The sequence below is a fragment of the Bradyrhizobium sp. CCBAU 53340 genome, from assembly GCF_015291645.1.
Lineage (GTDB): Bacteria > Pseudomonadota > Alphaproteobacteria > Rhizobiales > Xanthobacteraceae > Bradyrhizobium.
The window spans coordinates 6,621,623-6,644,787 of record NZ_CP030055.1 but is presented as its reverse complement, the minus strand read 5'-3'; the positions used below and the strand labels follow the sequence as shown (position 1 = coordinate 6,644,787).

At 64.8% G+C, this 23,165-nt stretch carries 19 protein-coding genes; 6 read left to right on the top strand and 13 right to left on the bottom strand.

What is annotated here, in order from left to right; genetic code table 11:
• Positions 1–58: 58 nt before the first annotated feature.
• Positions 59–3,058, bottom strand: coding sequence for a bifunctional proline dehydrogenase/L-glutamate gamma-semialdehyde dehydrogenase PutA (putA, locus tag XH89_RS31370; RefSeq protein WP_194464198.1), 3,000 nt, complete (start codon positions 3,056–3,058; stop codon positions 59–61).
• A 113-nt stretch (positions 3,059–3,171) separates the two neighbouring features.
• Between putA and XH89_RS31365 the strand changes: the two genes are divergently transcribed.
• Positions 3,172–3,633: an Lrp/AsnC ligand binding domain-containing protein gene (locus tag XH89_RS31365; protein WP_194464197.1), complete on the top strand. Its 462-nt coding sequence runs from the start codon at positions 3,172–3,174 to the stop codon at positions 3,631–3,633.
• A 167-nt stretch (positions 3,634–3,800) separates the two neighbouring features.
• On the opposite strand, the gene XH89_RS31360 is transcribed toward XH89_RS31365, so the two are convergent.
• From XH89_RS31360 to XH89_RS31345, 4 genes are all read right to left on the bottom strand, one after another.
• Positions 3,801–4,001, bottom strand: coding sequence for a cold-shock protein (locus XH89_RS31360; RefSeq protein ID WP_008134691.1), 201 nt, complete (start codon positions 3,999–4,001; stop codon positions 3,801–3,803).
• A 196-nt stretch (positions 4,002–4,197) separates the two neighbouring features.
• On the bottom strand, positions 4,198–4,506 hold the full coding sequence (locus XH89_RS31355; RefSeq protein ID WP_194464196.1) for a cytochrome c: 309 nt from the start codon (positions 4,504–4,506) through the stop codon (positions 4,198–4,200).
• Positions 4,507–4,518: 12 nt separating this feature from the next.
• A complete protein-coding gene (locus tag XH89_RS31350; protein WP_194464195.1) occupies positions 4,519–5,718 on the bottom strand; it encodes a molybdopterin-dependent oxidoreductase in 1,200 nt (399 codons plus the stop codon).
• A gap of 241 nt (positions 5,719–5,959) precedes the next feature.
• On the bottom strand, positions 5,960–7,696 hold the full coding sequence (locus XH89_RS31345; RefSeq protein ID WP_194464194.1) for an adenylate/guanylate cyclase domain-containing protein: 1,737 nt from the start codon (positions 7,694–7,696) through the stop codon (positions 5,960–5,962).
• 324 nt (positions 7,697–8,020) lie between these two features.
• On the opposite strand from XH89_RS31345, the gene XH89_RS31340 reads away from it, so the two are divergent.
• Entirely contained in the window at positions 8,021–9,631 is a 1,611-nt protein-coding gene (locus tag XH89_RS31340; RefSeq protein WP_194468689.1) for a glycosyltransferase family 39 protein, read from the top strand.
• Positions 9,632–9,764: 133 nt separating this feature from the next.
• Here the strand turns inward: XH89_RS31340 and XH89_RS31335 are convergent, their stop codons facing one another.
• Together XH89_RS31335 and XH89_RS31330 are read right to left on the bottom strand one after the other, a co-directional pair.
• The gene (locus XH89_RS31335) at positions 9,765–10,793 is read right to left on the bottom strand and encodes a YcjF family protein (protein WP_194464193.1); all 1,029 of its coding nucleotides are present in this window, start codon (positions 10,791–10,793) and stop codon (positions 9,765–9,767) included.
• The gene (locus XH89_RS31330; protein WP_194464192.1) at positions 10,790–12,259 is read right to left on the bottom strand and encodes a YcjX family protein; all 1,470 of its coding nucleotides are present in this window, start codon (positions 12,257–12,259) and stop codon (positions 10,790–10,792) included. The genes XH89_RS31335 and XH89_RS31330 overlap by 4 nt, the downstream gene beginning before the upstream one ends.
• Positions 12,260–12,438: 179 nt before the next feature.
• On the opposite strand from XH89_RS31330, the gene XH89_RS31325 reads away from it, so the two are divergent.
• Together XH89_RS31325 and XH89_RS31320 are read left to right on the top strand one after the other, a co-directional pair.
• Entirely contained in the window at positions 12,439–13,134 is a 696-nt protein-coding gene (locus tag XH89_RS31325) for a hemolysin III family protein (protein ID WP_194464191.1), read from the top strand.
• A 54-nt stretch (positions 13,135–13,188) separates the two neighbouring features.
• Positions 13,189–13,983: an SDR family oxidoreductase gene (locus XH89_RS31320; RefSeq protein WP_194464190.1), complete on the top strand. Its 795-nt coding sequence runs from the start codon at positions 13,189–13,191 to the stop codon at positions 13,981–13,983.
• Between the two features lie 186 nt (positions 13,984–14,169).
• Here the strand turns inward: XH89_RS31320 and XH89_RS31315 are convergent, their stop codons facing one another.
• A complete protein-coding gene (locus XH89_RS31315) occupies positions 14,170–14,631 on the bottom strand; it encodes a MarR family winged helix-turn-helix transcriptional regulator (protein WP_194464189.1) in 462 nt (153 codons plus the stop codon).
• A 75-nt stretch (positions 14,632–14,706) separates the two neighbouring features.
• Between XH89_RS31315 and XH89_RS31310 the strand changes: the two genes are divergently transcribed.
• Positions 14,707–15,483 carry an SDR family NAD(P)-dependent oxidoreductase gene (locus tag XH89_RS31310; protein WP_194464188.1) on the top strand — a complete coding sequence of 259 codons (777 nt, stop codon included), beginning with the start codon at positions 14,707–14,709 and terminating at the stop codon, positions 15,481–15,483.
• 5 nt (positions 15,484–15,488) lie between these two features.
• Here the strand turns inward: XH89_RS31310 and mdlC are convergent, their stop codons facing one another.
• The 4 genes from mdlC to XH89_RS31290 form a co-directional block, all read right to left on the bottom strand.
• The gene (gene mdlC / locus XH89_RS31305; protein ID WP_194464187.1) at positions 15,489–17,111 is read right to left on the bottom strand and encodes a benzoylformate decarboxylase; all 1,623 of its coding nucleotides are present in this window, start codon (positions 17,109–17,111) and stop codon (positions 15,489–15,491) included.
• A gap of 146 nt (positions 17,112–17,257) precedes the next feature.
• Positions 17,258–18,109, bottom strand: coding sequence for a MaoC family dehydratase N-terminal domain-containing protein (locus XH89_RS31300; protein WP_194464186.1), 852 nt, complete (start codon positions 18,107–18,109; stop codon positions 17,258–17,260).
• Positions 18,110–18,125: 16 nt separating this feature from the next.
• On the bottom strand, positions 18,126–19,226 hold the full coding sequence (locus XH89_RS31295; protein WP_194464185.1) for a CaiB/BaiF CoA-transferase family protein: 1,101 nt from the start codon (positions 19,224–19,226) through the stop codon (positions 18,126–18,128).
• Between the two features lie 9 nt (positions 19,227–19,235).
• Entirely contained in the window at positions 19,236–20,405 is a 1,170-nt protein-coding gene (locus XH89_RS31290; RefSeq protein ID WP_194464184.1) for an acyl-CoA dehydrogenase family protein, read from the bottom strand.
• A gap of 125 nt (positions 20,406–20,530) precedes the next feature.
• Between XH89_RS31290 and XH89_RS31285 the strand changes: the two genes are divergently transcribed.
• Entirely contained in the window at positions 20,531–21,451 is a 921-nt protein-coding gene (locus XH89_RS31285) for a LysR substrate-binding domain-containing protein (RefSeq protein WP_194464183.1), read from the top strand.
• A 296-nt stretch (positions 21,452–21,747) separates the two neighbouring features.
• Here XH89_RS31285 and XH89_RS31280 read toward each other — a convergent pair whose 3' ends face one another.
• Positions 21,748–23,022, bottom strand: a complete 1,275-nt coding sequence (locus XH89_RS31280) for a cytochrome P450 (RefSeq protein WP_194464182.1) — start codon at positions 23,020–23,022, stop codon at positions 21,748–21,750.
• Positions 23,023–23,165: the final 143 nt, after the last annotated feature.

The following is a 23,165-nucleotide window of genomic DNA, read 5'->3' as shown; positions in this document are numbered from 1 at the left end:
CGGGATGCAACGGCGCAGGGTGCAGGGCTCATTGCGGAGAGGCGGCCGCCAAGCGGCCTCACTCCTCGCCTGCCAGCAGCGCGGCGTTGCCGCCGGCTGCTGCGGTGTTGATGGTCACGGTCTGCTCGGTGGCGAAGCGTGCGAGATAGTGCGGGCCGCCGGCCTTGGGACCGGTTCCGGACAGGCCATTGCCGCCGAACGGCTGCACGCCGACCACGGCGCCGATCATGTTGCGGTTGACGTAGATGTTGCCGACCTGAACACGGTCGATAATGGCCTCGATCGTGTCGTCGATGCGCGAGTGGATTCCGAGCGTCAGCCCGTAACCGGTCCGCGCGATCGCTTGCAGCACGCGTTCGAGCGTTTCGGCGCGGTAGCGCACCACATGCAGGATCGGACCGAACACCTCTTCGGTGAGCTGGCCAGCATCCTTCAGCTCGAAGATATGCGGCGCGACGAAGCAGCCCTCCGGCGCCGTGCCGGCAAAGTGCAGCCGCGCCTCACTCTTCATCCGCGCAATGTGCGCGTCGAGCCGTTGCTTGGCTTCAAGGTCGATGACAGGGCCGACATGGGCCGCGACCTCTGAGGGATCCCCGATCTTCAATTCGCGCGCCGCGCCCGCGATCATCTCGATCATGCGGTCGGCGACATCCTCCTGCACGAACAAGAGCCGCAGCGCCGAGCAACGCTGGCCGGCGGAGCGGAACGCCGAGGTGACGACGTCATCGGCGACCTGCTCGGGGAGCGCAGTGGCATCCGCGATCATGGCGTTGATGCCGCCGGTCTCCGCGATCAGCGGCACGATCGGGCCGTCCTTGGCGGCAAGCGTCCGGTTGATGTGACGCGCGACCTCGGTCGAACCGGTAAAGACGATTCCGGCAATGTCAGGATGCGCGGTCAGCGCGGCGCCGATGCGACCATCGCCGGTGACGAGGTGCAGGGCGCTTTTGGGAATACCTGCCTCGTGCAGCAGGGCGACGGCCTCGCGGGCGATCCGCGGCGTCTGCTCGGCGGGTTTTGCCACCACGCTGTTGCCCGCCATCAGCGCCGCCGTGACCTGGCCGAGGAAGATCGCCAGCGGAAAGTTCCAGGGCGAGATGGCCACGAAGACGCCACGGCCGCGCATGGCGAGCGCGTTGCTCTCGCCCGTCGGGCCCGGCATCGCCGTCTCCTGGCCAAACAGCTTGCGGCCCTGCGCGGCGTAATAGCGGCAGAAATCGGCGGCTTCGCGCAGCTCGGAGAGCGCGTCGTCCAGCGTCTTGCCGCCCTCGGCTTGCAGCAGCGCGATGAAATGCGCACTGCTGCTTTCCAGCAAGTGCGCGGCCTGCTCCAGCACCGCCGCCCGTGTCCCCGCCGGTGTCCGGCTCCATCCGGCGAAGCCGGCACGGGCCGCGGCAATTGCGGCGCCCGCCTGCTCGGGCGTTGCGTCAGTGACCGGCTTGAGCTCGGTCGTCGCAGCCTTGACGTCGGTGAGCAGCCGGTCGAGCGCGGCGCGCTCGCCGAACTCGATGCCGGCTGAATTATGCCGCTCCGGCGCGAACAGGTCGCCCGGTAACGGGATTTTGGCGTGATGGGCGTGATCGGGACGGACGATGAGATCGACCGGGCGCTTCAGCAGCGCCGGGACGGGAACACGATAATCAGCCGCCTGCGCCACGAAAGAGGAGTTGGCGCCGTTTTCCAAGAGCCGCCGGACCAGATAGGCGAGCAGGTCGCGATGGCTGCCGACCGGGGCATAGGTGCGGTAGGCGGTCTCAGCATGATCCTTGGCCAGCTGCTCGTAGAGCGCTTCGCCCATGCCATGCAGGCGCTGGAATTCGAAGCCGCCACTGTCGGAGGCGAGCTCCAGCACGGTCGCGACGGTGAGCGCATTGTGGGTTGCGAATTGCGGGAAGATGCGTGGCCGCAGAGCGAGGAGTTTCGAGGCACAGGCGACGTAGTTCAGATCCGTCATCGCCTTCCGCGTGAACACCGGATAGCCGTCGAGCCCGCGCTCCTGCGCGCGCTTGATCTCGGTGTCCCAATAGGCGCCCTTGACCAGGCGCACCATCAGCTTGCGGTCATGCACCCGGGCCAGCTCGTGGATGTAGTCGATCACCGCGCTCGCGCGCTTCTGATAGGCCTGGATCGCAAGCCCGAACCCGTCCCAGCCTTCGAGCGAGGGGTCGGCGAGCGTGGCCGCGATCACGTCGAGCGACAGCTCCAGCCGGTCGGCCTCCTCGGCATCGACGGTGAAGTTGAGGTCGTACGCCCTGGCGCGCTGCGCGAGGTCGAGCAGATGTGGCACCAGCTCGGCCATGACGCGGTCGCGGCTGATCGCCTCGAAGCGCGGATGCAGCGCCGAGAGCTTGACGGAGATGCCGGGCCGGTCGGGCAGGGGATGGTTGCCGGCCGCCTTGCCGATGGTGTCGATCGCGCTGGCATAGGCGTCGAAATAGCGCTTGGCGTCGGCGGCGGTCCGTGCGCCTTCGCCGAGCATGTCGAAGGAGTAGCGCGACTTCTGGCCGGAGCGCGGTTTGCCCCGCTCCAGCGCCTGCTCGATGGTCTCGCCCAGCACGAAATGATTGCCCATCAGCCGCATCGCCTGGCGCGTGGCGGTCCGCACCGCGGGTGCGCCGAGCCGCTTCACCAGCCGGCCGATGGTACCGTCGGGCGTCTCGCCGGGCTGGATCACCCGCGCCGACAGGCCGAGCGCCCAGGCCGAGGCGTTGACCAGGAACGCGGTGGACTTGGTTTCGTGGTGGATGAAATCTCCCTCGCCGAGCTTGTCCTCGATGAACTGGTCGGCGGTGTGCGCATCAGGCACGCGCAGCAGCGCCTCCGCCAGCACCATCAGCGCGAGGCCTTCCTTGGTCGAGAGCGCGAACTCGCGCAGCATGTCCTCGACCCCGCCGAGACGGTCGTCGCGCTTGCGGATCGCCTCGATCAGCCGCGTCGCGGTGCGGTCGATCCGTCCCTCCTGCGGCGGGGCGAGATGCGCCGATGCAAAGAGCCGTCCGGCGATGTCGGCGTCGTCAGAGGCGTAGGGAGCGCTGAAAGGCGGCGGGATGTTCGGCATGGCGTGTCCTGTGGCTGAAATCAGGATAAGGCCCGCGTGACCGTAGTTCGATAGACAAAATAGCGCTTTTGCCTTAGAAAATGAAGATTACTCCCGCATTAGCCGTATAGAATATGGAACTCGATCGAATCGACCGGAAAATCCTCTCGATTTTGCAGGAAGATGGGCGAATCGCCAATGTCGAGCTCGCCGAGCGCATCGGGCTGTCGCCGACCTCGGTCGGCGAGCGGCTGAAGCGCCTGCAGCGCGAGGGATTTGTCGAGGGGTATGGGGCTCGGCTCAATCCGCATCGGCTGGGCCTGGGCCTGCTTGTCTTCGTCGAGGTTCTGCTCGACAAGACCACGCCCGACAATTTCGAGCGCTTTGCGCGCGCGGTGAAACTCGCGCCCGAAGTGCTGGAGTGTCACATGGTTGCAGGCGGCTTCGACTATCTGGTGAAGGCGCGGCTGGCGGACATGACCGCGTATCGGCGCTTTCTCGGCGAGACCCTGCTGTCGATGCCGGGCGTGCGCGAGACGCGCACCTATGCGGTGATGGAGGAGATCAAGCGCGACGCACCGTTGCCGGTGGGCTGACCACATGCGGTCGCGATTGTCATTGCTGCGGCGTTGATCGCGATCTCTACGGGCAAATAGCCTATCGTGTGCAGTCGCAACGCCTGTCGTCGAATGCACGGATCGTCTTCTGAAATTTTCTTGGCCTCACTCCCGGACGAATCCGGGAGGCAGCAAGAGCTGGCGGCTTATACTTTGAGGTTCTCTGCGGAGGTCTTGCCCCGGTTTGCGATCTCTTCGTATTCCACCGTCTGTCCTTCGTTCAGGGACGACAGACCGGCTTTCTGCACTGCCGAGATATGCACGAACACATCTTTGCCGCCCGACGCAGGCTGGATAAATCCATAACCCTTGGTCGGGTTGAACCACTTGACCGTACCTTTAGCCATCACGACTTCTCCGCGGGTCTTCCTCCGAGATCACGAACCGCCAGTCCCCGCCAACCGGCCGGTTCGGTCCTATAGGATACGCGGAATGTGGCGGGCTTGGTAGATCAAACCACATCCGCATTTTGCCGAAATTCGCTCAACTTCGCGGCGTTTTTGCCAGTTTTGCCCGTTTCGCGGTCAATTGCCCCCGGGGCCGTCAATAAGTCGCGGCCAGATAGTCCACGATCTTGCTGACGTCGGCGTCCGCAATCGGCGCGCCATAGACCTTGATCATCTTGGTTACCTCGGCCTGCCAGAACGCTTTCTTGTCCTTCATCTGCGGTTGCGTGGCGATGTAGTCCGACGAATGGCACGCGGCGCAATTGCCCTGCGCCACCTCGAGATTGGGGCCGGGCCTGAAGGCCGCGACCTCGTCCGGGGTCTTGTAATTGATGGGTGCGGCAAGGGCCGAACCCACCAAAGCGGCGGTGGCAAGCGTGAAGGCGAGGAGAACGGTGCGCTGCATGATCATTCTCCCTCAGGCCACGCTGACGCGGACGGTTTCGACGACGTTGCGCAAATAACCCGCCGGGTTCCAGCGCGGCGTGTCTGGCTGCGTCTCGCCGGAATTGCTGGTGGCGCGCACCTTGAGCTCGATCTGGCCCGCTGCCAGCTTCACCGGTAGCTTCCATTCCCGGAACGAGTACTTGCCGAGGTCCTTGCCGAGCCTGGCGGAGCTCCAGGTCTTGCCGCCATCGGTGGAGACCGAGACGTCCTTGATGCCCTTGCCGCCGTCGAAGGCGATGCCGCGCAGCGTCGTGCGTCCCGCCTTCAGCTTGGCGCCATCGGGGACATTGGTGATGAAGGAGCGGATGGTGAAGCGGTTGATCGGGATCGTCGCCTTCGGCGTCGTGCCGGGCTCGACCGAATTGTCGGGCGTGTCCGGGATCCGGTAGGCCGACTTCATCCAGAAGCCGTCATAGATATTGTCGACGACGGTGATCTCGTTGAGGTGCTTGACCCAGTAGGTGCCGTAATAGCCTGGAACGATCAGGCGCAGCGGGAAGCCGTTGAGGAAGGGCAGATCCTCGCCATTCATGCCATAGGCCAGCATCACCTCGCCGTCGGCGGCGTGATCGAGGTCGAGCGCCTTGGCGAAATCAGGAGTCTTGTCGCTGACCGGCCCGTCCATGCCGCCGAAGACGACCTGCTTGGCGCCGGCCTGCACGCCGGCCATGTCGAGCACGGTTTTCAGCGGCACACCGCGCCAGCGCGCATTGCCCATCGCGCCATTGGCGAGCTGTCCGCCGGCAACGCGCGGCTCGAAGAAGCCGCGGCTGTTGCCGGAACATTGCGCGACGGCGACGATCTCGGTCGCCTTCATCTTCCTGATGTCCTTCAGCGACAGCTTCAGCGGCTTGTCGACCTTGCCCTTGACCTCGAGTGTGAACTTGTCAGGGTCGAGATTGTAGGGGAGGTCGGCGAGGTGATAGCGCACGAAGAACGCGTTGTTCGGCGTAATCGGGCCGTCGTTGAAGATTGCGAACGGCGTCTCGAGTTGCGGCGGACGGCTGGTGAGCCCGATCATCGGCCGCTTCTGCGGATATTTCACCAGCGGCCGTTCACCGTTGCCGATGGGCAGCGTAACGGTGTCGAGCGCCAGCGCTTTGGTGGAATTCAGTGTGGCCGCCATAGCGGCAAGGCCCGCTCCTTTGAGCAGGTCGCGTCGGTCGAACATTCAGGTCTCCTCCCGGAGCTTTTGTTGGCCCGCGGTCATCACCGCAAGGCCCGTGCTCATCTGTCTCAACCATCAGGTTGAAGTCAATTCGTGCTTTCGCAGCAAGCCCATGCCGTTGCGCTGCAACAGGCCGGTGTTACGCCGCGATGATTCTTCCTTCACGTCTCCCGCTCTTGTCCGCCCGAAGCCTTGGCGAAGGCGGATGCGGGAGACGGAGCGCACCTTCCGCGCGGTTCGCGTCTTACGCCGCGACGCGCGCGTCGCTGGGGATGAGGGCAGACAAGGTCCTGGTGTCCGCAACCACCCGCACGACCATCGGCTCGTCGCGCCCCCGGATCGCGACCTCCTGCTTCGGCAGCGCGTCGTCGTGAAGACCGGCGGTGCGGCGGACTTCCTCGGAGACGATGGCCTCGCACTGAAGCGTCTTGGTCATGTCCTGGAGGCGGGCGGCGACGTTGACGGCATCGCCAAGCGCGGTGAAGACGATGTGGTCGCGATAGCCGATATCGCCGATGATGACCTCGCCGCCATGGACGCCGATGCCGAAGCGGATCGGCTGGCGCAGATCGTGGCTCAGGACCTGGTTGAGCTCGTCGACATGGGTCGCAATGCCGGCGACGGCCTTCAGCGCCTGCCGGCAGGCGGTTTGCGGGTCGGTCGTCAGCCCGAACAGCGCCAGCATGCCGTCGCCGACGAACTGGTTCGGCTGGCCGCCATTCTCGATCACGGCCTGCGATACCGCACCTAGGAAACGATTGACGATGAAGACGGTGTCGAACGGCAAGCGCTTCTCGGCGAGCTGGGTCGAGCCGCGCATGTCCACAAACAGGCTGACGAGATACCGCTCCTGGCCGATTCTGGCCGGCGAGGATCCCTGCGTGTTGGCCGCCAGCACGTGCGGCATGAACAGCTGGAAGAAGGAGAGGTCGCAGTTCGGCCGCAGCTGGCAGGCAAGGCGGATCGAGGGATCGGCTGTGCCGACACGGGCCAGCACGAAGGCCTCGCGCTGCGAGGGCTCGGGCAAGGCGCCGTGGTCGCCGATGATGCGGATGCGGCAGGTCGAGCAGCGGGCGCGGCCGCCGCAGACGCTGGCATGCGGCACGTTGTGGCGCAGGCTCGCCTCCAGCACGGAAAGACCCTTGGGCACGCGCACCGTCTTGCCGTTGCCGTAGGACAGCGCGATCATGCCGCCGCGCCGCTCGCGCCAGCCGCGCACGCCGCGCGCGAGCAGCGCCAGTCCGAGCAGGCCGATATAGCTGATGGTGAGCCCGCCGGTGATGCGGTCGAGCGTATCGGCTTGTGCGAATGTGCCGACGTCGCGCTGCGTGTAATTTTGCCGGCGCCAGTCGCCGTCCTCGCTGTCCGCGGCGACACTGCGGCCACCCTGGTAGATGCCGAGCAGCGCCAGCGTCGGGATCAGCACGGCGGCCGCGAGCAAATAGGGCGCCGCGCGCGTAAAGAACGGCTTCAGCCGCAGCCAGAAATAGATGCCGATGCAGCCGTGGATCCAGGCGACGATCAGCAGGATCGTCATCGTCCAGAGCCGGCCGGGCGCCAGGACGAAGAACAGATAGAGCTCCTGCGGATAAAACTTCTCGTGGCCGTACAGCGCCTCGCCCAGCCGGATGCCGATCACATGCGCCATCACCAGCGCCGGGATGCTCAGGCCCAGCACCAGCTGGAGGGGCTCGATCGTCCGCCAGCGGAACTGGCGGCGCTGGTACAGCGCGTAGACGCCGAGACCCATATGGGTGAAAGCCGCGCCATAGAACACGATCGTAACAGGAAGGAACCGCCAGAATGCTGTGTGGTAATAGACCCCGACCTGCATCGCATCGACCGAGATGTTGCCGAGCGCATGGTTGAGGAAATGGCTGACCACGTAAGCGAACAGGATGACACCGCAGACCAGCCTCACCTGCCGCGCGCTGGTCGAGCGGACGAGTTCTGGCAATCGTGAAAGGGCGGTCGTAGCCATGATTCGGTTGTATCAGTTCACTGAGGAGAACAGCCAGCGGAGAGTTAAATTCCGCAGGTGGACGGCCGACCTGATCACATACCTGACAAGGTTACGTAACGGTAAGCATTCGCTGCATCGACCCTCTCCGCCGTCGTCCCGGACAAGCATCGTAGGGTGGGCAAAGGCGCTCTTGCGCCGTGCCCACGCATCCCCAGGTGGCGGGCACGCTTCGCTTTGCCCACCCTACGAGACCGTCCGGAACGCTGACATCGAGCGCATCGGCCCACATTGACTCGCCCTTCCAAGTCGGGGAAAAGCGCGGCCGTGACGATCGCTCCCGACATGACAGTGAAGCCCGATAGCGCCTCGCGCCGGCCGCTCGTCGTGGCCGTGCTGGTGATCGCCGCAATGACGGTCCTGCGCATCGTCTATGCCTGCGCGCTCGAGCTGCGCACCGACGAGGCCTATTACTGGACCTGGTCGAAAGAGGGCGCGCTGAGCTTCCTCGATCATCCGCCCGGCATTGCCTGGCTCATTCGCTTCGGCACCGCGATCTTCGGCGACACGGTGCTCGGTGTCCGCTTCGGTGGCATCGTCGCCATGCTGGTGACGCAGCTTTTGCTCGCCGACATCGTCCGCCGCCTCACCCATGATGTGCGCGCGATCGTGGTTGCGGTCCTGATGCCGGAAGCTGCGCTCTATTACGGCCTGCTGATGGCCAAGGTCGCGCCCGACGTTGCCATGATCCCGTTTGCGGTGGCGATGATGTGGTCGCTGGTGCTGACAGCCCAAAGCGGCGACGGCCGCTGGTGGCTTGCGGCCGGGCTGTTCGCCGGGCTGTCGCTGCTGTCGAAATTCACCGCGATCATGTTCGCACCGGCTGTTGCCGCCTTTCTGCTGGTGCCGGATTGGCGCTGGCGCTGGCTGCGCAGCCCCTATCCTTATCTCGCAGCGCTGATGGCGATCGCATTGTTCTCGCCGGTGCTGATCTGGAACGCGCAGCACGACTGGGCCTCGTTCCGTTTCCAGGGCGTGCGCGCCACCGCCAATTACGGCATCTCGCTGCGGACCATCGGCGACTATATCGGCCTGCAATTCGGCCTGGTCGGCTTCGTGATGTTGCCGGTGGTGCTGTCCGGCCTTTTGATGACGGCGTGGCGCGGCTATCGCTCCCGTGAGCCGGTGGCGATCCTGCTGTCGACGGCGGTGCTGGTGCCGTTCGCCTATTTCTTCTTCAAGTCGTTGACGCTCAGGGTCGGTGACACCTGGCCGATGTTCATGTGGCCGGTGGGCTTTGCTGCCGCTGCGATCAATCTGGCGACGCTGCCGCAGGAAGGCTGGTCGGCGCCGATGATCCGCTCAAGCACCTTCTGGGTGAAGACGGCGCTGGTGTCGGGGATCGCCTTCGTCGTCATCGTGTTCCTCTATTATGTCGCCGCGCCCTGGAATGTCCTCGGCAAGATGGATCCGATCGGCGCCGAGGCCGGCTACGATCAGGTCGCCGCGCGCACGCAGGCCGCGCTGGACGAGACCGGCGCGACCTGGATCGCGACCACGGACTACCGCACCTATGCCATGATGCGCTGGCTGTTCCGCGGGCGCGTCCCCGTGATCGAGATCAACGAACGCGGCCGCTTCCAGGATTTTCGCGATCCCGGCATGGACAGGATTAGCGGACACGCGGGGATTTATGTCGGTCGCCAGCCCGACGATCGTTCGCCGCTATGGGAGACGATCCCCGCCAAGCGTGAGCAATTTGGCGAGGTCGAGCGCCGCTGGCGCGGCGTCCTGATCGACACCTATACGCTCGACAAGCTCACCGGATGGACCCCGGAGCTCAACCCGCCGAAGGACTCGCCGCTGTTCCAGTGGCGCGTGCTGGCAGGGGAGTTCAGCACGCGAGCCGCGCACTTGCTTACCCTCCCCTGGAGGGGGAGGGTCGATCGCGCGTAGCGCGAGCGGGGTGGGGTGATCTCTCAGCACGGGCAGTGTTCGAGTGGAGAGACTGACACCCACCCCGTCACGTGTCTCGCTTCGCTCGATCACATGCCGACCCTCCCCCTCCAGGGGAGGGTAAGGAAGGAGCCTACTCCTCCTCCTCTTTCCGCCGCAACAGATCCGTCGCGAGATCAGACAGTTTCGGCGGCGGCAACGCCGCAAACGGGAGGGGCCTCGTGACATGGATCGCCGCCAAGCCAAGCCGCGCCGTCAGCAGGCCATTGAGCATGCCTTCGCCGAGACGCTGCGACAGCTTTGCTGCAATCCCATGCCCGAGCATCTGCTGCACCAGGCTGTCGCTGGCGGCGAGGCCGCCGGTGATGGCGAGATGGGCGATGACGTGGCGGAGCAGGCGGATCATGCCGAGCGCGCCTGGCCGGCCGCCATAGAGGCGGGCGAGCTGGCGGATCAGGCGCAACGAGGCCACGAACACGAACAGAACGTCAAACAGCGCGCGCGGCGACACCGCCGTGACGATCGAGACCCGCTGCGCCGCCGCCGACACCAGCCGCCGCGCCTCCGCATCCAGCGGCGACATCAGATTGCGCTCGGCAAGTCGGATCATGTCGGCGCCGTCGATGATCTCGCCGGTGTGGCTCTCCAGCGCAGCACGGGCCCGCGCGAGTTGAGGATTCTGGTGCGCGATCTTGATGAGATCCTGCACGATGGCGCGGCTCTCCTTGCGATCGTCGCTGGCGAGCACCTCGGCGGCGCGCCGATGCAGTTTTTCGATCGTCGCAAGCCGTGCGAGGCCAAAGGCCTCGCGCCCGACCACCACTGCGAGTGCGAGCGTGGTGACGAAGGCAAGCGCAAGCCCGACGAAGCCGAGGCTTTCGCTGCGCGCAAACAGATTCTCGATCAGATTGACAACACCAAGCCCGGTGCCCAGCAACGTCAGCCCTGCGAGCCCGGACCAGAACATCGCGCCCCAGGGAAAGCCGCGCCGCGCGGGGGCCGCCGTCTCAATCGGCACCGGCAAGGCCATTAGATCGTGCTCCGGCGTGATCTGGATCGTAGCGCGGCTGAGCCGGCTGGTTTCGTCGGCCTCGGACACGACGACATCGGGATCATCGAGTCGAAACGTCGCCGGCCGTCGTGATTTCGATCGGTCGTTCATGCGAGCTTGTCTCCGATCAGGAACTGCAAGGCCCGGTCGAGGCGGATGTGCGGCAGCGCGGGCTCTTCCGTGCCCTCGCGTTCGAGCTTGGGTGGGCGGAAGCGCAGGAAACGGAAATCGCTCTTCTCGGCGGCTTGTGTCGACAATCCGCGGAACGCATCGATGCCATTGAACAGCGGCTCGGGATCATCTGGCAGATCGCCCGGAAATGTCGCGACCTCCGTGTTGCCGTCAAAGAACTCGCCATTGGCACTTTCGCCTGCGGCCGGTGTGCCCAGGATCGAGGGCAGCTTGTCGCGGCCATGCGCAACCTGTGCCTCGCGCGTCGCGCGCACCGCGGCGAGCGCCACCACGTCGATCTCGGCGCCGGTATCTTCGGCGCGCGCGACCGCGCGGGTGACGGCGCGGCGCAGCACGGCCTCGAGGCGGTCGTGGCTGGAATGATGCAGATGATCCGCTTTGGTCGCCGCGAACAGGATGCGATCGATACGTGGCCTGAACAGGCTCGACAGAAACGTGCTGCGGCCGATGCGGAAGCAATCTAGAATGCCTGATAGCGCCGCTTCGAGATCGTGCAGCGCCTCGGGTCCCGCGTTGAATGCAGCAAGCGCGTCGGCCAGCACGATCTGGCGATCGAGCCGGGCAAAATGATCCCTGAAGAACGGCCGCACCACGACGTCCTTGTAGGCTTCAAAGCGCCGCACCATCATCGCCCACAGCGAGCCCTCGGGCGCCTGCCTGCCTGCGGGCACATCGAGTGGAGCGAAGGTGAGGGCCGGCGTGTCGGCGAGACTGCCGGGCATCAGGAAGCGGCCGGGCGGCAACAGGCTCATCGCAAACCGCTCGTCGCGGCAGGCGCGCAAATATTCGGTGAAGAGCTTTGCGGCCGACAGCGTTGCCTGCTCGTCCTCGCGCGCCTCGGGCTTGAGCATCGCCAGATGCGCGTGCCAATCTACCGCAAGATGCGCGCGCGGTGCCTCGCGCGACAACGCCAGGCTCTCGGCCGCCCACTGCTCGTAGCTTTTCTGGAGCAACGGCAGGTCGAGCAGCCATTCGCCGGGATAGTCGACAATGTCGAGCGTGAGTGTGCGATCGGCGCCGTTCGGGCGCTGATAGTCGATGACGAGGCGCAGCTCGCTGATGTCGACGGTCGAGCTCGGCCAGCGCCGCTCCTCGATCAGCGCGCGCAGATGGCTTTCATAGGAAAAGCGCGGCACGGCATCATCGGGTTGCGGCGCCAGATGCGCCCGCGCAATCCGGCCCGAGGCATAGGCTTCGAACACCGGAAACCGTCCGCCGCGCGTCAGCCCATGGATCAGTGCGGTGATGAATACCGTCTTACCGGCCCGCGACAGGCCGGTGACACCAAGCCGCACCGTCGGATTGAAGAAGTGCTCGCCATAGTCGATCAGCGCCCGGGCCGACAGGCGCGCCTCCTCGACCATATCCTGAAAGCTGAATGCCATATGAACGCTGATATTCTCGGGCGGGCGGAACAGTGAAGCCGTTCACAAAAGTGGCAATTGCGTGAGGAAAATCAAGCTTCATACTTCCACCGCCTTTGTCGGCAAATCAGCCGATTGAACGACGCGCCGGTCCCGAAAGACCCATAGAAGAGGGCATTATCTCAGCTTTGCGGATTGCCATGACCGTCTTCCAATTGAAACAACTTGCATCCACCTCGGTCCACGCCGCCGCCGACGTGATCGGCTGGAATTACGATCGCGCCGAGCTGATCGCCGACGGCATCATCCACGCCATCGGTGTGCTCTCCGGCATCGTCGCCGCGACCGTGCTGGTGGTGTTGACGGCGGTCTATGCCGATGCAACCGATATCGTCGGCGTCTCGATCTATGTCGCCGGGCTGCTGTCGATGCTGGTACTGTCTGCGACCTATAATCTCTGGCCGGTCTCGCCGGCCAAATGGCTGCTGCGACGCTTCGATCATTCCGCGATCTATCTGTTGATCGCGGCGACCTACACGCCGTTCATCCTGGAGGTAAAGGACAGCGTGTTCGCGCTGGTGCTGCTCGCCGGCGTCTGGTGCGTCGCCATCCTAGGCATCGTGCTGAAGCTTTTCTTTCCGGGTCGGTTCGATCGCATCTCGGTCGGCATCTATCTCGTCATGGGCTGGAGCGGCGTGATGCTCTACGATGCCGTGGTCAGGGCGCTGCCGGCGCTGGCGCTGGGCTTCATCCTCGCCGGCGGCCTGCTCTACAGCTTCGGCGTCATCTTCCACGCCTGGCGGCGGTTGCGCTTCCAGAATGCAATCTGGCACGGCTTTGTCTTGGCCGGCGCGGCATGCCATTATACTGCGGTGCTCGACCTCGTGTTGAGCTGAGCAGTTCCGCGAAGCGGTATAAGCTAAGCGGCGCAAGACAAGAGGAGACGTCGCATGCAGGTGACCGGCAAGGTCGTGGTCGTCACGGGCGGCGCTAATGGTATCGGCAAGGCGCTGTGCGAGGCCTTTCACAAGGCGGGCGCCGCCAAGGTCGTGGTCGCGGACATGGATGCCGCCAATGCGCGCGCCGTCGCCGCCATGGTCGATGGCGCCGCCTTCAAATGCGACGTCGCGCAGGAGAAGGAGGTCGCCCACGTTATCGATGAGACCGAGCGGCAGTTCGGGCCCATTGATCTCTTTTGCTCAAACGCCGGCATCGGCGGCGGTTTCGATCCGATGTCGGTGAATGCCGGCGGCGCCTCCGACGAGCCGTGGCAGCGCAGCTGGGCGATCCACGTCATGGCCCATGTCTATGCGGCGCGGCATCTCATTCCGCGGATGAAGACGCGCGGCGGCGGTTATTTCCTCAACACCATCTCTGCCGCGGGCCTGCTCTCGCAGGTCGGCAGCCCCGCCTATTCCACCACCAAGCACGCCGCAGTCGGCTTTGCCGAGAACCTCGCGATCTCGCACAAGGTCGACAACATCAAGGTCTCGATCCTCTGCCCGCAGGGCGTCGACACCAACATGCTGCGGTCGATCCCGAAGGGGCCGCAATCCGGAGATGGCGATCTCACGCCCGAGCAGGTGGCAAAGGACGTTCTCGCCGGCCTCGATCAGGAAAGCTTCCTGATCCTGCCGCACCCCCAGGTGCTCGGCTACATGCGCAAGAAGACCGAAAATTACGACCGCTGGATCGGGGGAATGGCGAAGATCCAGGCGAAGATGCGGGAGGAGTTCGGGAAGTAGGGCTGGCGATGCTGATGGCACGCTCATGCCAAACAAACAGTGTCGTCCCGGCGAAGGCCGGGAGCCATAACCCCAGGGAGTAGTTTGACGAAGACTGTTGGTGTTGCTTTCGTGATACTGACACCAACGGTCCATCGATAGATCACGCGGTATGGGTCCCGGCCTTCGCCGGGACGACATCTTTGGTCAAGCGGCCGATTGCGCCTCATCCTCCACCCGGCTCTGTCGCAGCGCCCGCGCATAGAGCATCATCCCCTCGCGCACCTTGCGCTGCTCGACTTCGGTCAGCACTGCCAACGCGCCGTTCACCTGCTGGCGGCCGAACGCGTGCAGCGCCTCCAGCGTGCGCCGTCCCTTCGCCGTCAGCGACAGCAGCTTGCTGCGCGCGTCCGCCTCATCTGTCGTCTCCCTGAGCTCGCCGTAATCGATCAGCTTGCGCACCAGGCGGCTGACGCTGGATTTCTCCAGCCGCAGGAAATCGCCGAGCTGGCCAGACGTCAGCGGGCCGCGAATGCCGATCTCCAGGATCGTGTGCACCGCCGATGGCGGATAGTCCGAGGCCGCCACCGTCGCATCCATGAAGCCGAGCTCGCGCACCATCAGACGTGAGGCCGCGCGAATATCGTCGATCAGCGAAAGCTCGGCCATCTTGACTCCCGGCATATAGTTGTATCATACAACTATATGAACGCAGCGGCGCGCGCAAGCGTTTTGGAGTGAGCCATGAGCGGAACTTTGCCAACCGGAGATCGGATGAGAGGCAAGGTCTGCCTCATCACGGGCGGCGGCAGCGGTATCGGCCGCGCCACGGCGCTGCGGATGGCGTCCGAAGGCGCTGATGCGGTGATCGTTGCAGGCCGGCGCGAGGCCGAGATCGAAGCGGTCGCGGTGGCATGCCGGGAGCACGGCGCCGACGCCATCGCGATCAAGACCGATATCACGCGTGAGGACGACGTCGAACGCATGGTCCGCACCACCCTCGAGCGCTGCGGCCGTCTCGACGTCGCCTTCAACAATGCCGGCTTCCAGGAGCGCCGGGCGCCGCTAGAGGAGCAGGGCCCGGAGGCCTATGACAGCGTGTTCGACACCAATGTCCGCGCGCTGTTCCTGTGTCTGCGCTATCAATTGCCGCCGATGCTGGCGAAAGGCACCGGCAACATCGTCGTCAACGCGTCCGTCAGCGGCGTGCGCAACCCCAATGCTGGCTTGGCGCTCTACTCGGCCTCGAAGGCCGCGGCGATCTCCCTGACGCGCTCGGCCGCCATGGAAAATGCCCCGCGCGGCATCCGCATCAACGCGATCGCGCCCGGCCGCGTCGTTACTGACATGATGCTGCGTTCCGGCGTCGGCGATGTCGCGACCATCGGCGCAGGCCTGCCGCTACGCCGGACGGGAACGCCGGAGGAGGTCGCGGAAGCCGTGGTGTGGCTGGCGTCCGATGCGTCGTCGTATGTGGTCGGCCACGTGCTGGCGGCTGATGGGGGATTCCTGGCGGCGTAGCAGCGTCAGTGCTTCTGCCCGTAGAGCACAGGCACCGCCGAATCCACGATGACTTCGACGAGGCTTGTGCCCTCAAACGCCATGCCGCGCTTCAGCGCTGCGCCGAGCTCGGCGGCCTTGCTCACCCGCACGGCATGGCAGCCCATGCCTTCGGCGAGCCGCACGAAATCGATTCCCGGCAGCTCCAGCCCCGGCACGTTCCGCACCTGCATCACCTGGCTGAATGAGCGCATCGCGCCGTAGCCGGAATTGTTGATGACGATGATGGTCAGCGGCAGCCTTCGCTGCGCGGCAGTCCACAGCGCCTGGATCGAATACATGGCCGAGCCATCGCCGATCAGGCAGACGGTGCGTTGCTTCGGCTTGCCGAGCGCCATGCCGACGGCGGCGGGGAGCGAATAGCCGAGGCCACCGCTGGCCATCGTGTAGAAGGAATCCTGGCCGGGCATCGGCAGGAATTTCTGCATCGCTGGCCGATGTGAGGGTACCTCCTCGACCAGTGACACGCCATCCGGCATCGCCTGCGACAGCGAGTGCAGCAGGAATTCGACCGGGAGCGGATCGGCCGCCTGCGGCGCCGGCGGCAGCGTGCGGCCCTTTGGCGTCGCGCGCTTGCTCTCCGGCAGCATGTCGAGCAGCAGGCTCAGCGCCGGCTTCATCGTTGCGATGATGCTGGTGCCTGATGGCGTGACCGCGGCTGCATCCGCGTCGTCAGTGATCTGGAAGATCGTCGCGCCGCCGTCGAAGATCGCGGCATGGCCCTCGACATGGAAGGTGAACACCGGCGCGCCGATGACGACAACGACGTCGTGCTCGCGCAAGGCGTCGGAGAGTTGCGCTGGCGAAGCATGCAGGAAGCCCGCGAACTGCGGATGCCGCTCAGGGAACGAGCAGCGTGCCGAGAACGGGCTGACCCAGACGCTGGCCTTTGCCTTCTCGGCGACGCGTATCATCAGGTCCACTGCCCCGGCGCGATCGACGCCGGGGCCGACCACGAGGGCAGGGTGCTTTGCGGAGCCGAGCGCGGCAACCAGCGTCTTCATCGCGTCAGGCTCTGGTCCCATCTCGCGGCTGACCTTGCGCGCCTCGACCGGCGCGCAGGCATGTGCCCAGTCGTCGATTGGGATCGACACGAAGGTCGGCCCGCAGGGCGGCTGCATCGCGGTGTAATAGGCCCGCGCGATCGCAGCCGGCACATCCTCGGGTCGCGCCGGCTCGACGCTGTATTTCACATAAGGCCGCGGGAATTCGGAGGCGCGCTCGGCATAGAGGAATGCCTGCAGCGGCAGGATCGAGCGCGCCTGTTGGCCGGCGGTGATCACCAGCGGCGTCTGGTTGCGATGCGCGGTGTAGATGTTGCCGAGCGCATTGCCGACGCCGGCGGCCGAATGCAGATTGACGAAACCGGCATTGCGCGTTGCCTGCGCGTAGCCATCGGCCATGCCGACGGCGGAGGCTTCCTGCAGCGCCAGCACGTAGTCGATGTCGTCGGGCCAGTCGGAGAGGAACGGTAGCTCGGTCGAACCGGGGTTGCCGAACACTTTGTTGATGCCGAAGGCGCGCAGCAGGTCGAGCGTCGCCTGTTTGACGGTGACGGACTTGCTGCCGGTCTTGCCGTTCTTGGCCATTGTTTCCGTGCCCTGTTATTGTTGACGCTGCCAACCCCAACCGTCATTGCGAGGAGCGAAGCGACGAAGCAATCCAGACTGCCATCGTTTAGGGATTCTGGATTGCTTCGCTGCGCTCGCAATGACGATGGGGAGGCTTCGGTGGCTCACCACACCGCCGTCCCCTTCATCGTCGGTTGCCCCTCCGCATTCGCAGTCCAAAGCTCCATGCCATCAGCGGTCTCATTGGCGTTGATGGAGAACTCGGTCCCCTCGAACAACGGCTGCACGCCGCGGTAGGTGAACTTCTTCGGCGGCTTGCCGCTGCGGAGCTTTGCCGCCATCTCAATGATGAGTGCAGCCTGCAACGGTCCGTGGAAGATCAGGCCCGGGTAGCCCTCGACCTTGGTGACGTAATCGCGATCGTAGTGGATGCGGTGGCCGTTGAAGGTCAGCGCGGAATAGCGAAACAGCAGCACGGGATCGCTGACATGGGTCTCGCGATGCTGTGCCTTCGGTGGCGGGGGAGGAGCCTTCGCGGTCGCCGGCGCACTGCTGGTCATCTCGCGATAGACGATGTCCTGCCGCTCGCGGATGGCGATGCCACGGGGCGAGGAGATGCTGTGCTCGACCGAGACGAAGCATAGCGTGCCGGTCGAACCTGTCTTCACCTGCACGTCGGCAATGCGCGAGCTGCGCGTCGATTCGTCGCCGACCCGCAAAGGCTGCAGGAACTCGATCTCGCCGCCGGCCCACATCCGGCGCGGCAACGGCACCGGCGGCAGGAAGCCGCCGCGGGTCGGGTGGCCGTCGGGTCCCAGCATCGCCATCGGAAACACCGGCGGCGCCAGGCACCAATGCACCGTGAACGGCGCAGCGTCGCCAGGCTTGGGCTCGCCGACCTCCTGAAACAGCGTCGCGCGCAGGCCCTTGACGAGCTGCACGGTGACGATGTCGGTCGCCTCTTCGCTGCGGCCGATCCATTGCCTCAAGTGATCGATGTCGAGCTTTTCGGTCATGTCGCCCTCGCTCTTGTTACTTCTTGGCTGGTTTCTCGCCGATGGCCGGCACCGCGCCGTAAACGCGCGTCTCGCCGACGATGATCGGCGCCGGCGCGGGGTAGCTGACACGGCCATTCGGCGTATCCACCTCGATGCGGCGGAGATGCGGATGGTTGGCGAGGTCGGTCATGGTGTTGACTTCGGCGAACGCAATGTCGGCATCCGACAGTCGCTTCAGGAGCTCATCGCGCGTCATCCTGCCGAAGATGTCGGCGACGGTCTTGTCGGTGAAGTCGCGGTTGCGCACGCGCTCAACCATGTTGGCGACGCGGGGGTCTTTGGGCAGGTCAGGCTTATCAAGCACCTCGGCGCAGAGCGTCTTCCACTCGCGCTCGCTCTGGATCGAGATCAGGATGTCCTTGCCGTCCTTCGAGGTGAACACGCCATAGGGCGCGATCGAGGGATGCCGCAGCCCCATACGCTTCGGCGGATTGCCGGCCTCGGCGTTGAGCAGCGGCACGGTGCACCAGTCCGCCATCACGTCGAACATGGAGATGCGGATGTCGGCGCCCTTGCCGGTGCGCCCGCGCGCGATCAGCGCCTCCAGGATCGCCGCATGGGCGGTGGCGCCGGTGGCGACGTCCACGATCGACATGCCGACGCGCGAGGCGCCGTCAGGGTTGCCCGTGATCGAGGCCAGGCCGCTCTCGGCCTGGATCAGGAGATCATACGCCTTGCGATGCGCATATGGGCCCTCGTCGCCATAGCCGGTAATCGTGCACGAGATCAGCTTCGGATAGTCCTTCAAGAGGCGCTCGCGCGAAAAGCCGAGCTTGTCCATCGAGCCGGGCTTGAGGTTCTGCACCAGCACGTCGGCGCTCGCGATCAGCTTCTCCAGTTCAGTGCGGCCTTCCTTGGTGGCGAGGTCGACCACGGCCGATTGCTTGCCACGGTTGAGCCAGACGAAATAGCTGCTCTGACCCTTGGCCGCCGCGTCATAGCCGCGGGCGAAATCGCCCTCCGGCCGCTCGATCTTGATCACCTCGGCGCCGGCGTCCGCCAGCCGTGACGAGCAGAACGGCGCCGCCACCGCCTGCTCGACCGCAATCACCCTGATCCCGTCAAGTGCTCCCATGGTGCGACCTCAATACGAGCGGGGCATGCCGAGCACGTGCTCGGCAACGAAGGACAGCACGAGGTTGGTCGAGATCGGCGCGACTTGATACAGCCGCGTCTCGCGGAACTTGCGCTCGACGTCATATTCCTCGGCAAATCCAAAGCCGCCATGCGTCTGGATGCAGGCATTCGCCGCTTCCCAGGACGCATCTGCCGCCAGCATCTTGGCCATGTTCGCTTCAGCGCCGCAGTCGAGCCCGGCCTCGTATTTGCGCGTCGCCTCCTTCACCATCAATTCGGCCGCACGCATTGAGGCATAGGCTTTGGCGATCGGGAACTGGATGCCTTGATTTTGGCCGATAGGGCGGCCGAAAACGCTGCGCTCCTTGGCGTAGTTCGTGGCCTTGGCGATGAACCATTTGGCGTCGCCGATGCATTCGGCGGCGATCAAAATGCGCTCGGCATTCATGCCGGAGAGGATGTAGCGAAAGCCCTTGCCTTCCTCGCCGATCAGATTCCCCGCCGGCACCTTCATGTCGGTAAAGAACACTTCTGTCGTGGCGTGGTTCATCATGGTGCGGATCGGACGGATCTCGAGGCCATTGTTCTTGGCCTCGCGCATGTCGACGATGAACACGGAAAGCCCATCGGTGCGCTTCTTGGTCTGCTCCTTCGGCGTGGTGCGCGCCAGCAGCACCATCAAATCGGAATGCTCGGCGCGGCTGGTCCAGATCTTCTGGCCGTTGACGATATAGCTGTCGTTGCCTTCCTTGCGCGCGAAGGTCTTCAGCGAGGAGGTGTCGGTGCCGCTGGTCGGCTCGGTGACGCCGAACGCCTGCAGGCGCAATTCGCCGCTCGCGATCTTCGGCAGATATTTGGCCTTCTGCTCGGCATTGCCGTGCCGCAGCACGGTGCCCATCGTGTACATCTGGGCATGGCAGCCGCCGCCGTTGCAGCCGGCGCGCTGGATCTCTTCGAGGATCGCCGCGGCCGCGGAGAGCTTCAGACCTGCCCCGCCATATTCCTCGGGGATCAGCACCGAGAGATAGCCGGCCTCTGTCAGCGCATCGACGAAGGCCTTGGGATAAGCCATCTCGCGATCGAGCTTGCGCCAATATTCGCCGGGAAACTGCGCGCAGAGCTTGGCGACGGCTTCGCGGATGTCGGCGTGGTCTTCGGTGTGGTGTTCTTCACTCATGGCGTTTCCCGGTTGTCGCGGCAGTCAAGATAACGCCGGCCGATCCTCCGGCGTTGTGAAAACATCGCCAGCCCCCTATGCTCATTTGCTATAGCGTATGGAGTAGCCTTCCAGGATTGGCAAGTATGGATTTCCGGCAGCTCAGGACCTTTAGTTGCGTTGCGGAGCTCGGCAGCCTCTCCAAGGCCTCCGACACGTTGCGCGTGGCGCAGCCCGCGCTGTCGAGGCAGATCAAGCTGCTGGAGCACGAGCTGCGCACGGAACTGTTCACCCGCAACGGCCGCGGTATGGTGCTGACCGAGGCCGGCCGGCTTCTGCTGGCGCGCACCTCCGGCATCGTGCGGCAGATCGACCAGATCCGCGACGATATCCAGTCGGCCAAGGGCCCGCCATCGGGGCAGGTCGTGCTCGGCCTGGTGCCGACGGTGAGCTGCGTGCTGTCGGCGCGTTTTGCGCGGCGCTGCGTCGAAAAATTTCCCGGCATTTCGCTGCGCATCGTCGAGAGCTACAGCGGCCACATCGTCGAATGGCTGCATCGCGGCGAGATGGATCTCGCCATCCTCTACGGCCGTTCCGCCGATCTGCATCTCAATGTGCAGAGCCTTGGACGCGACAACATCGTCGCGGTCGGCCCGCGCGGCTGCGGGCTGGCGCGCAAGAAGAGCGTCGATATCGGCTGGCTGCTGCGGCAGCGGCTGGTGCTGCCCAGTCATTCCCATGGTCTCCGCGCGCTGATCGAGCACGCCGCCGCGCAGCGCAAGATCAAGCTCAGCGTCCAGTTAGAGGCGGATTCGTTCCGGGTGCTGACGAGCCTGGTCGAGGAAGGGCTCGGCTTCGCGCTGCTGCCGCCGTCCTCCGTCCATGGCGAGGTCGCGGAAGGACGGCTGGAAACCGCTGTCGTCTCCAAGCCGATGACACGCGAGCTCATTTTCGCTTCTCCGATCGACCGCCCGGCCTCCACGGCCTCGCTCGCCGTCACCGCACTCCTGCGCGAGGAGGTCGCCGCCTGCCGCAAGGAAGGCGTGTGGGACATCAAGCTGACCTGAGCCAGCTGATGCTAATGTCCTAGGGCAATGGAGTCCGCCACTCTCATCTCATCTGGCGCGAGCTGATATGCCGGATTTCTATATCGACTGGTCCGATGCTGAGGATTCCGTCATCCTGAGGTGCGAGTTGCGCGATGCGCAGCTTCGCGCAGCGAGCCTCGAAGGATGTACGGCCTCGATGCAGCCGGGGCCGTCGCCCTTCGAGGCTCATCCTGCTGCGCAGGATGAGCACCTCAGGATGACGGTGATGGAGTTGTGCGCCCTCCCTTTCGTCGGGAGTGATGGCTTCCTATCCGCTACCCCGGAATCCGCACCGGCAGCGTCTCGTATCCCTTGATGAAGCTGGAATAGATCCGCTTGGGCTCGCCGACCACTTCGATGCGGTCGAAGCGCTTGAGCATCTCCTCCCAGACGATCCGCAGCTGCAGCTCCGCGAGCCGCATGCCGACGCAGCGGTGGATGCCGAAGCCGAAGGAGAGGTGAGTGCGCGGGCGCGGGCGGTCGATGATGAACTCGTCAGGATTCTCAAACATCTCCTCGTCGCGGTTGCCCGAGACGTACCACATCACGACGCGGTCGCCCTTCTTGATCTGCTTGCCGCCGATTTCGGTGTCCTGCAGCGCGGTGCGGCGCATATGCGCCAGCGGCGTCTGCCAGCGGATCACCTCCGGCACCATGGAATCGATCAGCGCGGGGTTGGCGCGAAGCTTGTCGTACTGGTCCGGGTTCTCGTTCAGCGCGAGCACCGAGCCGGTCATGGTGTTGCGGGTGGTATCGTTGCCGCCGACGATGAGCAGGATGATGTTGCCCATGAGGTTGTCGGGGTCCATGAAGCGCGTCGCGTCGTTGTGGGCCATCAGCGACAACAGATCGTTGCGTGGCGCGGAGTTGACGCGCTCGTTCCACAGCTTCGACATGTAGGCGTAGCACTCGTCCATCTCGCGGCGGCGCTCTTCGGCCGAGGCGACGATGCCGCTCTTGGGCAGCGCGGTCGAGACGTCGGACCAGCGCGTCAGCTTGCGCCGTTCCTCCCAGGGGAAGTCGAACAGTGTCGCCAGCATCTGCGTCGTCAGCTCGATCGAGACGCGCTCGACGAAATTGAAGGTCTCGTTGCGCGGCAGATTGTCCAGCACGGTCTGCGAGCGCTGCCTGATCAGTTTTGCCAGCTCGTCCAGATGCGTCGGCGTGAACATCGGCGACACGGTCTTGCGCTGCGATGAGTGTTTCGGCTGGTCCATCGCAATGAAGCTCGGCCAGTCGTAGCCCTCAGGCACGTCGCGGATCGAGATGCCGCCGAGCGTCGAGTCCGACGAGAAGATGCCGTGGTTGGTGTCGACATGCATGATGTCGTTGTATTTCACCACCGACCAGTAGGGATCGATCGGCGCATTGGTGCAGTAATGCACCGGCTCTTCCTTGCGCAGCCGCTCGAACCACGGCCACAGGGTGTCGTCTTGGAACAGTCTGGGCGCGCCCGGATGAAAGTTCTTCAGCGGCGTCGCATAGGCTTCCTCGCGCGCGCGCCGCATGCGTTCGGCCTTGTCGGCCTTGACCGGGGTCTGAATGTTCATGGGCAGTCGCTCCAGTTGTTCTTAAACCTCTCTCGCTTGCGGGAGAGGTCGGCGCGCAGCGCCGGGTGAGGGTTTTCTCCTCTGGGGGATTGTCCCTTTGCGGAGATACCCTCTCCCCAACCCTCTCCCGCAAGCGGGAGAGG